At 42.2% G+C, this 9,784-nt stretch carries 7 protein-coding genes; 1 reads left to right on the top strand and 6 read right to left on the bottom strand.

Annotated features, from left to right (window positions below; all coding sequences use genetic code 11):
* A partial coding sequence (locus tag F905_RS10775; protein ID WP_005180626.1) for a type I restriction endonuclease subunit R occupies nucleotides 1–2,868 on the top strand: 2,868 nt, incomplete at its 5' end.
* 99 nt (nucleotides 2,869–2,967) lie between these two features.
* Here the strand turns inward: F905_RS10775 and F905_RS10770 are convergent.
* The 6 genes from F905_RS10770 to acbD form a co-directional block, all read right to left on the bottom strand.
* Nucleotides 2,968–3,900: an IS5 family transposase gene (locus F905_RS10770; RefSeq protein WP_034598011.1), complete on the bottom strand. Its 933-nt coding sequence runs from the start codon at nucleotides 3,898–3,900 to the stop codon at nucleotides 2,968–2,970.
* Nucleotides 3,901–4,010: 110 nt separating this feature from the next.
* Nucleotides 4,011–5,237: a putative acinetoferrin export transporter ActD gene (actD, locus tag F905_RS10765; protein ID WP_005180623.1), complete on the bottom strand. Its 1,227-nt coding sequence runs from the start codon at nucleotides 5,235–5,237 to the stop codon at nucleotides 4,011–4,013.
* Between the two features lie 52 nt (nucleotides 5,238–5,289).
* Nucleotides 5,290–7,527: a TonB-dependent receptor gene (locus F905_RS10760; RefSeq protein WP_004954509.1), complete on the bottom strand. Its 2,238-nt coding sequence runs from the start codon at nucleotides 7,525–7,527 to the stop codon at nucleotides 5,290–5,292.
* 9 nt (nucleotides 7,528–7,536) lie between these two features.
* Complete coding sequence (locus F905_RS10755) at nucleotides 7,537–8,772, bottom strand: MFS transporter (RefSeq protein ID WP_004683789.1); 1,236 nt, start codon at nucleotides 8,770–8,772, stop codon at nucleotides 7,537–7,539.
* Nucleotides 8,769–9,140, bottom strand: coding sequence for a protein ActB (gene actB, locus F905_RS10750; RefSeq protein WP_004281762.1), 372 nt, complete (start codon nucleotides 9,138–9,140; stop codon nucleotides 8,769–8,771). Before actB ends, F905_RS10755 begins: the two co-directional genes overlap by 4 nt.
* Complete coding sequence (gene acbD, locus F905_RS10745; protein ID WP_004639035.1) at nucleotides 9,137–9,775, bottom strand: acinetoferrin biosynthesis acetyltransferase AcbD; 639 nt, start codon at nucleotides 9,773–9,775, stop codon at nucleotides 9,137–9,139. The genes actB and acbD overlap by 4 nt, the downstream gene beginning before the upstream one ends.
* Nucleotides 9,776–9,784: the final 9 nt, after the last annotated feature.

Here is a 9,784-nt window from a genome sequence, read left to right as displayed (position 1 = left end):
AATTACAAAAAGAACATCTGCCGCATTGTGCCAGAGTTGGTCTATAGCCCGTATGCTACGGCTGCCGAGTTACAGGACATGGGCAAACAGGCCAAGAAATGGCGTATTGACTTGGTATTGTTTATCAACGGCTTTCCTGTGGCAACACTGGAACTCAAGTCCGAGTTTAAACAAGCGGTGCAGAATGCCATGTTGCAGTACAAACGCACCCGCTTGCCGAAAGATCCAGAAACCAACAAGCCTGAACCCTTGCTGATGTTTAAGCGTGGCGCATTGGTACACTTTGCCGTCAGTCAGTATGAAGTCTATATGGCGACCCAATTGGCCGGAGAAGACACCTTCTTCCTGCCGTTCAACAAGGGTACAGCGGAAGGTGGTGCAGGCAATGATGTGCCGGAAGACCAGAATCAGTACGCCACCGCCTATCTGTGGAATGAAGTTCTCACCCCAGACAATTTGCTGAATATCATTGGACGTTTTGTCCATCTGCAAATTGAAGAAAAAGAAGACTGGGAAGGCCGCAAGTACAAAAAAGAACTGCTGATCTTCCCACGTTACCACCAGTGGAATGTGGTCACCAAACTGATCAATGCCGCCTTAGAGGAGGGCACTGGACAGAAATATCTGATTCAGCACAGTGCAGGTTCAGGCAAGTCCAACTCAATTGCCTGGACAGCACATCAGCTGTCGACCCTGTACGATCAACACAATCAGAAACTGTTTGATTCGGTGATTGTGGTCACTGATCGTACCATTCTGGATGCCCAGCTACAGGACACCATCTATCAGTTTGAACATGCCGATGGCGTGGTCGGACGCATCAATAACAAAGAGGGTGATGGCTCCAAGTCGGAAAAACTGGCCAAGGCACTGGAAACATCACAGCCGATTATCATTGTGACCATTCAGACTTTCCCCTTTGTGTTGCGTGCGATTGAAAACAGTACCAATCTGAAACAGCGACGTTATGCGGTGATTGCCGATGAAGCGCATTCTTCACAAAGCGGCTCTACGGCACGACAACTCAAAGAAGTGTTGATGCTGGAAGAGCGCGAAGAGGATGCTGAACTGTCTTCGGAAGATATTCTGGATGCGGTGGTGGCTGCACGTAAGGGCAGTAATAACCTCAGCTACTATGCCTTTACCGCGACACCGAAAGACAAAACCCTGCAACTGTTTGGCCGTGTACCCAATCCTGAGCTACCGCCATCCAAGCAGAACAAGCCGGAAGCCTTCCATGTTTACTCCATGCGCCAAGCCATTGAAGAAGGCTTTATTCTGGATGTGCTGAAAAACTATACCAACTATAAAGTGGTGTATAAACTCAAACAGAAAATTGAAGAAGCCGACAAACAGGTCGATGCCAAAAAAGCCAAGATCAGACTGAATCAGTGGGTGCGCCTGCATGACCACAACATTTCTCAGAAAGTGAAAGTCATTGTCGAGCATTTCAAAAATAACGTGATGGGCTTATTGGGTGGACAGGCCAAAGCCATGGTGGTGACCAGTTCACGTAAAGAAGCGGTGCGTTACAAGCTCGCTTTTGATAAATACGTGACGGATCAGGGCTATAAGTCCATTCAGGCTATGGTCGCATTCTCGGGTGAGGTTGAGTTTAATGACAAGGATACCGACAGCAGTGGTTTAGTCGGGCAGACCTTTAATGAACGCAACATGAACCCCGGGCTGAAAGGTCGGGAAATGCGCAAGGCCTTTGACAGTGATGACTATCAGGTGATGCTGGTGGCTAACAAGTTCCAGACTGGCTTTGACCAACCGAAACTGTGTGCCATGTACGTAGACAAAAAGCTGGGTGGTGTTGAGTGCGTACAAACCCTGTCACGCCTGAACCGCACCTATCCGGGCAAGGCGGAATCTGGCACCTTTGTCTTGGACTTCTTTAACGATCCTGAAGATATCCTGGCGGCCTTCCAACCGTATTACCAAACCGCTGAACTGGCCGATGTTTCCAATCCAGATCAGATCTTTGACCTGTTTGAAAAGCTGAAAGCTACCAAGATTTTTCTGTGGACGGAAGTTGAACAGTTTGTAGAAGCCTTTTTTACCAAGAACAAATCCAATGCTGCGATTAGTAATATCTGCAAACCCGCGGTTGAACGCTGGCAGAAACGTTATAGTCAGGCCATCGAAGCCTATAACACCACCCGTGACATGCTGGAACGCTGCAAGAAAACCAATGATGCGGTGCTGATTGCTAATGCCGACAATGCCTTTAAAGAGGCCAAGCTTGAAAAAGACAAGCTGGAAATCTTTAAAAAAGACTTGGGAAGTTTTACCCGTTTTTACGAGTTTATGTCACAGATCGTGGACTACGATGATAAAGAACTGGAAAAACTTAGTCTGTATGCGCGTAACCTGCGTCCATTGCTGCGTGAAACCGCAACGAAAGATGATGAGGTGGACTTAAGTAATGTCAGCATGAGCCATTACCGCTTGTCCAAGATCCGTCAGCAGGACATCAAGCTGAAAGAAGATGCCGAAGATTTTAAGCTAGAACCCGGCAATGACCTCGGTGCAGCCAAGCCACGCGATAAGAAAGAAGAGTTCCTGTCACAGATTATAGAGCGTCTGAATGATGTCTTTATCACTGATAACCTAACCGATAAAGACATGCTGAACTATGCCTATACGGTACGTGACAAGTTGGCGGAAAATGAGATTGTGATGAAGCAGATTGCCAACAATACCCGTGAACAAGCCATGCTGGGTGATTTCCCGAAAGCGATGGATGATGCCATTCTTGGTAGCAGTGCCGCCCATCAGGAACAGATGATGCAGTTACTTTCTGATCCGGCGAAGGCCAGCATATTTGCACGGGTGATTTTTGATATGTTGAGTGGTGGGTAATTTTAGAGAGGGAGAGGGGGGAAAGAGAATGCAAATTGATGCCCAAGGGCTTTGTTGCACAAAGATTTGAAAGGCAAAGCGCCCCTAATTGAGCCAAATTTAAGGCGTAACTTGGGTAAGTGGTCGACCTAATTCCGTAAATCTGTTGAGGACTGCTACACGTGCATGAACCTCATTGACTTGGCTATCAAAGCTCCTTGCACTGAGTTTATCTCCTAATAATTTGATGCAGTGCATTTTAGTCTCAACCAAACTTCGGCGATGATAGCCTGACCATTTTTTCCATAGTGTCCTACCTAAACGTTTAATTGTTCGAAGTAATTCATTTCGCTCTAGCGAGCTACTCTTTGTATCTTTCCATGGTTTCGCATTTTTTCTAGGTGGAATCACCGCATGTGCTTGCCGATCTGCAATGACCTGACGGCATTGCTTGGTGTCATAAGCTCCATCGGTATAAACAGAGTCAATCTGCTCATCTTGTGGAATCTGATTAAGTAAATCACCGAGTACTTGCGAATCGCTCACATTATTTGTAGTAAGCTGTACTGCACGTATTTGCAGGGTTTCAGCATCGATACCAATATGTAGCTTACGCCATTGGCGATGATATTCAGGTCCATGTTTCCTACGTTTCCATTCACCTTCACCTAGAAACTTCAAGCCAGTTGAGTCTACAAGTAGATGTAACCCATCACTATTTTTTTGATAGCTAATCGCAATATCAATATGTTTTTGTCTTCGACAAAGCGTACTGTAATCTGGCGCTGTCCAACTTAATCCACATAGTTTAATCAGGCTTTGAACAAAAACTGTGACCATGCGTAGAGAGAGTCTGAATAAAGATTTGATCATTAAACAGCATTGAATAGCGGTGTCTGAGTAAGTTTGACTTCGACCTTGCTTGCCTTGTGATTGTGCATACCACTGAGTGTTTGGATCGAACCAAATAGCAATATTCCCACGATTAATGAGAGCTCTGTTATATGCGGGCCAATTGGTTGTGCGGTAGATTTTGTGTGTAGGCTTCTTCATTTGAAAATTATATTGCTGAAGAAGCCGTCTATGCTAGGTTTGTGCAACAAAGCCTTACGAGACTGCAATCATAAAAATTTAATATTCTCTGTCTTTCAAGCATATTTGATTTAGGAGTTAACCTTATTGCTTATCATCGTATTCTGATTTGAATAGGATATGATCAACAAGTAGACCGCCACTGTGACCATCAATATTAAGAGTAAATAAAAAGGTAAGTGAATGCCGAACTGATATAGAAAAGTGCTCAGTAAAGGCGCCACAATGAGACCAATCGCTTGAGTAGCTGTACAAATACTTGCCATTTTGACTTGAGCAGCTTGCGTAACAGATTGAGCCGCCCCTGTGGTAAATGCAGGCAAAAGGCTTGCCACTCCGACCCCATAAAATAAATAACTTATTTGAAACATCCAAATATGGATTGCACTTAAAGATAGGATGAGTCCAATAACCATGCTAAACGTACCCACCAATACCAAAGCTTTCAGTTTTAAATGAAGTACTTTTACAATCAGGATCTGAGTAATCACTAAGCTAAAACCAACAATGAGCATACATTGGGAAAAATAAATCGCACTTTGTTGTGAGCTTAAATGAAAATGGTCTTGAATATAAAAACCTGCCGTCATATTGAGCGTCACGATAGCCATATAGGTAGTAAATCCTAAAATAAGCCAAGGAATAGCTGGTTTTAATGAAAATGAATGCTCTATTTTTACAGGCTGTTTTTGATCCAATATTGTGTTTTGTTTACCCTCATCATGTTTAAAATACATTGTGATAATCAAACTAAAAATCACCAATAAAATAACTGCAATCCACATTGGCAATAAAATTCCACCGAACAATAACACTGAAGTTAGAAATGGGCCGACGATCATACCTAAACTATTCATCGCACCATACATTGCCATTTTTTGACTGCGTTGTTGTTCCTCTGTGACATGTTGCATGACATAACTTTGTAGACCTATTTGTGGCATAGCCATAAAACCACCAGTACTTGCTCGACTAATCACCAACAAAGCAAAAACTATCATTACGGGTAATGTTTGTTGTATTCCCCAATAAAGAATCGCTGTAAATATAGCCCAAGTAATGGTCATGCCCCAGAAACCATAATTCATTAATTGATAAGGAGTCTGTATTTTTTCCCCTCTGGCAATCAGAATAGATGCAATCGCCATACAAATTGCACCCGCTGAAACAATTACTCCGCCCTGTACTTCTGTTAAGCCAAGCTCACGAATTAATGGGGCAAGTAAAGGTAAAATCATTGAAAAACAAGTACCGTTGGCTAGAGTTGCCCAAGCCAATAATTTAAAATTTTGTTGCATAGGTAGTATTCATCAAAAGAAAAGGCATCTAAAAGATGCCTTCTGGATAAGATTAGTACTTGAGAGTGTAGCTCAAACCATAGGTACGACCTTGAGCAGCCAAGCTCGAAATATCGCCGTAAACCGTTGAAACTGCTTGGCTATAAACAGACTTATAGTCCGTATTCCACACGTTATATACACCAAAACCTAAAGTTCCTGGACCTGCTTTTGCATTGGCAATCACATCCATCACTGCAAAACCTTTGATTTCTGCTGGAGGACGAGTACTACCATTCGCAATCGCATCTTTACGTGCTTCATCCGTACCATCAATAGCCAAAGCTTGTACTCGTAAACCTAAACCATCATTGAATTGCCAGTCTGAATAAACCGTTGCTTTCAAAGGTGCTACACGAATTGCATCTAACTCTTGCCATTTACCATTTGAGTTTTTGAACTGACCACGTGTATAAGCTAAAGTCCCACCTACATTCCAATCATCTGAAACGGTATATTTGACATTACCTTCAATACCATACACGCGTTCATCTGTATCAATAACTTCAATTGCAAAACTTGGAGGACCAAATTTCAATGACTTATCAGATTTGTTATAGAACGCAGTGATCCCTGTGCTTAACGCATCATCTTGTAGACGCCAGCCCAGCTCAAAACTATTTACTTTGATTGGATCAATTGTTTGGTTACTTACGACAAAGTTTGCAGGGACATCTCTTAGCATACGTTGTACATCAGGTAAATTTGCACCTTGCGAGAAATTTGCAAACACCTGTTGTGCATCAGTTAAATGATAAAGTGCGCCTACATTAAAGAGTGTTGCATCATGCTTAACTGAACCACCTTTTAAGGTTTTAGCTTGGTATGTTGGAACGAAATCGGCAACCATTGCTTCAGAATATGGAACTGAGTCTTTAACATCACTATCGATGCGCTCATGACGAATACCTGCTTGTAGATTTAAGCGATCAGTTGCTTCAAATTGACTTTGTAAGAAGAAACCAAGCTTTTCAGTATCTACCTCAGGACCAAAAGCATAATTATTTAGGGGCTTAAACTTTAGACCATTACTACTGATAAAAGTATTTAGATCATAAAGTTGTGCTGTTTGTTTGCCATTTTCCTTATCGTAATCCACACCATAAGTTAGATTTAATGCACGTTCTGCCAGATTGAGTTTACTTTGAAGTGCTAAACGAGCACCAAAAACATCAATATCTGTTTCTGATTGGGTAACAATAAATGTTCTTCCACCTGGAATGGATGCATGTGCTAAAGCATTTGCACTTGGGAAGAATCGCCCTTTTTCAGTACGATAATACGCCTCTGCATTTAAAGTCTGACCAAGAAAATCCTGATTTTCATATTGTGCATTTACTGCACTGCGCTTAGTACGTGGTTGAGTATCAAGCTCTAAACCTTTTACAGCTTTTTGACTAGGTTTTGCCCCTAGAAGTAAAACAGATAAGCCTGGACCATAATCAGCGCCATATTCACTGTCCTGCTCATCGTTATAGTATTGCGCACCGATACTTAATTTTTGCTTATCTGCCAACTGCCAGCTTAAACGACCATTCACATCTACAGTTTCAGTATCTTGACGATCTGTTTGTGCAACTTCTGGACCTACACGATCACCTCGACTATCTTGAATTTCACCGCGTTGTGTATAGCTAGCACCTATAAAACCACTCCAATCCCCTTGGTTAAATGATGCAGACTGAAACGCTTCATAAGCTAAAGCATCACTTTTGAAATTATCACCTGAAGTAACGCCGAGTTTGGTTTCAAAATTTACACCATCACCCGAACCTCTTTTGGTGATGATATTGATGATCCCACCTGTAGCACCTGCACCATAAATACTACTTGCACCTGACACGACTTCAACACGTTCGATCATGTCTGGGCTAATGCTATTTAATTGGCGTGAACTATCGCGTGAGCCCGTTTGCGGAACACCATCAATCATATATTGCACTGTACGACCACGCATGGTCATCCCATAGTTACTGGTCGTACCTGAACTTGGTGTTAAAGATGGAACCAACAGTCCTAAAATATCTGCGGTACTTTTACCAGCAGCAGCTTGTTTTGCAATGTCTTCTTGGCTAATACTGTAAACAGTTCCCGCAATCTCAGCGATACTTTGAGCTGAGCGAGTTGCTGTCATAACAATCGGTGCCAGTTGATTTACGGTTGAAGTCTGCTCGACATTTTGAGCATAAAGTTGCGTACTGATCGCCAAGCTGAGCAGTGTTAATGATGTCGAAAGTGAACGAACTTTCATAAATGACCCCTAGATGAGTTGTTGCGTTTGTTTTGCTTTGCGAATAAGCAGTTGACTAAGCAACACGCTTAAAACAGATGAAACTGCGAGAATGAGATAGAAGTTTCCATAACCAAATGCTTTGGCTAAGAAACCTGAGACTGCACCGCCAATAAAATAAACCAATAGTTCGAAGCAAACTAAAATCGTAAAATCAGTACCAGCTTGTTCTTTGGAGCTGGTCTGCATGAAATGTGCATATAAGGCTGTCATTGCGATATAGCGGATGGCAAGAATGACAATGACAAAGCCACCAAGAAGTAAATGCCATTGATTCAACCAACTGAGTAAAACTGCAACACCCAACAAGGCGTAAACCAAACTGCGTGCCCAACCAGCCCAGATCAGCAATTGTGTTGCGGCTATTTTTTTTAATAAAAATGCAGCTGAAACAGCGGCTAATAATCCAATCCCTGCACCTATTACAGACATCAGCACGCCGATTTGTGACAACGACCATTTCTGATCAATCAGCATCGGATTCAGCATCGCCATAGCCGGTGCTTCGACAATTCGATAACATACGATCAAGGCTAATGCCCATAACATTTCTGGACGTTTAAATGCACGGATCAGACTTGGCGGCTGTTTTGAGATTTTCTCTACATTTGATTTTTCTTTAATCTGGAAAATAGCCAACATCGTCAATGCTGTCATAGCGGCTAAGGAAATCAGTGCAGTTTGCCAACCATAAAGCTCATACAGCCATAAAGTTGCTGCTCCACCAACCATACTGCCAAGCGCAACACCTATACTTTGCGCCATACTGCCTAGTCGATACTCAGATTCTGAAAAGGTTTCGACCGTATAGCCATCAATTGCGATATCTTGAGTTGCAGCAAAAGTTGAAATCCATAAACCGACAATAACAAATACACCAAGACCGTAATCGAATTGGGTAAGTGCCAAAGCAACGACCCCCAACACCAAAGCTATTTGCGTAAACAAAAGCCAAGTTTTACGTTTACCGAGTTTTTTGAAATAAAAACGATCAATTAGTGGTGCCCAAAAAAACTTGAATGCCCAAGGAATATAGAGCAGCGACAACATGCCAATCCAACGTAAATCTACGCCTTGATGACGCAGAATCGCAGGTAAGGCCACATTATAAAAATACAGTGGTAAGGCATGCGCGAGATATAAAACCACCACGACACTCAGGCTCAAGGCTGAGACTTTCTGAATATTTAATGAATTTTGATTCATAAATACCTCTGCAAAGCCCATTGTGTGGCTTCAGCTTTATCTACGCTCACAAAATATGGAACATGCCAAGCTTTGTGCAGAGCTGGTGTATCCAATCGAATACGATCTTCTTCATCTTGAGCAATACGAGCAAAACCCAAACAATATTGGTAAAAATCTTGTTTATATTGCTTATACCATTTGCCTTGGATTGCTCTATATTCCTCCGGAAATTCTGTATTTGCATCGGTTTGCATGATCAACACAAAATTTCGCTGATGTTCGAAATAGTGCTGAATCCGTGCTAACCATTGTTCAAATTCTGCAACAGAGACATTCGCCGCAAAGCGCATGTCTAAGATATGCATTTCATTGATATATAAGCTCATGTAACACTCAGGAATTTGGCTGGCTGATCTGCTAGCTGTTGTTGTGATGTTTGGTAATATTCCCCAAACTTGTGATAAAAAGTTTCTCGGAAGCAGTAGTACAACATCGCTGTTTTTTCAGGCATCGGTATTAACCGTTGGCTTTCATAACAAAGTTCTGCCACCACTGCTGCATAAGGTTTAACGGTATGATCTGGCTCACCCACAATTTTTTTAGCTTTCGAATGTTCAAAAATGTAAAAACTGAGTAACCGAATGGTTGGTCGCAAGAAGCCTTTGCCAAACACAGATTTGTCACCAAACAGGAGATGCCAACCGAGATCATTGTCATCACCATCGTAATAACGGCCTAAACGATCTCGTTTACCTTCATAAATTTCGGTATAGCCCACATCTTTGCCATCAATTCCGACGATTAATAAGCGGTGATGGTCATCTGCTAACATTTTGTCGAAGTAAACTTGTAACTCTAGTTCCGATTTATTTAACTGCCACTGAGGAATTACATGTGGCTCATGCATCCATTGATGTAATAAAGGAATATCCTGAGGATATTGCACTTGGCGTAAGTAGTACTGTGTACCATCTTCAAAGTATTCAAAATAATCTGGTAATTGCTGAGAGATTGTTTTCATATCGAACCT

The sequence above is a fragment of the Acinetobacter sp. CIP 53.82 genome, from assembly GCF_000369465.1.
In the GTDB taxonomy this organism is placed as follows: domain Bacteria; phylum Pseudomonadota; class Gammaproteobacteria; order Pseudomonadales; family Moraxellaceae; genus Acinetobacter; species Acinetobacter indicus.
This window is presented reverse-complemented; position numbering and strand designations above follow the sequence as displayed.

What these genes read in the sequence shown, in the direction of transcription:
- F905_RS10770 (WP_034598011.1), bottom strand. Translation starts at nt 3,900, where the DNA reads ATGAAGAAGCCTACACACAAAATCTACCGCACAACCAATTGGCCCGCA.
- actD (WP_005180623.1), bottom strand. Translation starts at nt 5,237, where the DNA reads ATGCAACAAAATTTTAAATTATTGGCTTGGGCAACTCTAGCCAACGGT.
- F905_RS10760 (WP_004954509.1), bottom strand. Translation starts at nt 7,527, where the DNA reads ATGAAAGTTCGTTCACTTTCGACATCATTAACACTGCTCAGCTTGGCG.
- F905_RS10755 (WP_004683789.1), bottom strand. Translation starts at nt 8,772, where the DNA reads ATGAATCAAAATTCATTAAATATTCAGAAAGTCTCAGCCTTGAGCCTG.
- actB (WP_004281762.1), bottom strand. Translation starts at nt 9,140, where the DNA reads ATGAGCTTATATATCAATGAAATGCATATCTTAGACATGCGCTTTGCG.
- acbD (WP_004639035.1), bottom strand. Translation starts at nt 9,775, where the DNA reads ATGAAAACAATCTCTCAGCAATTACCAGATTATTTTGAATACTTTGAA.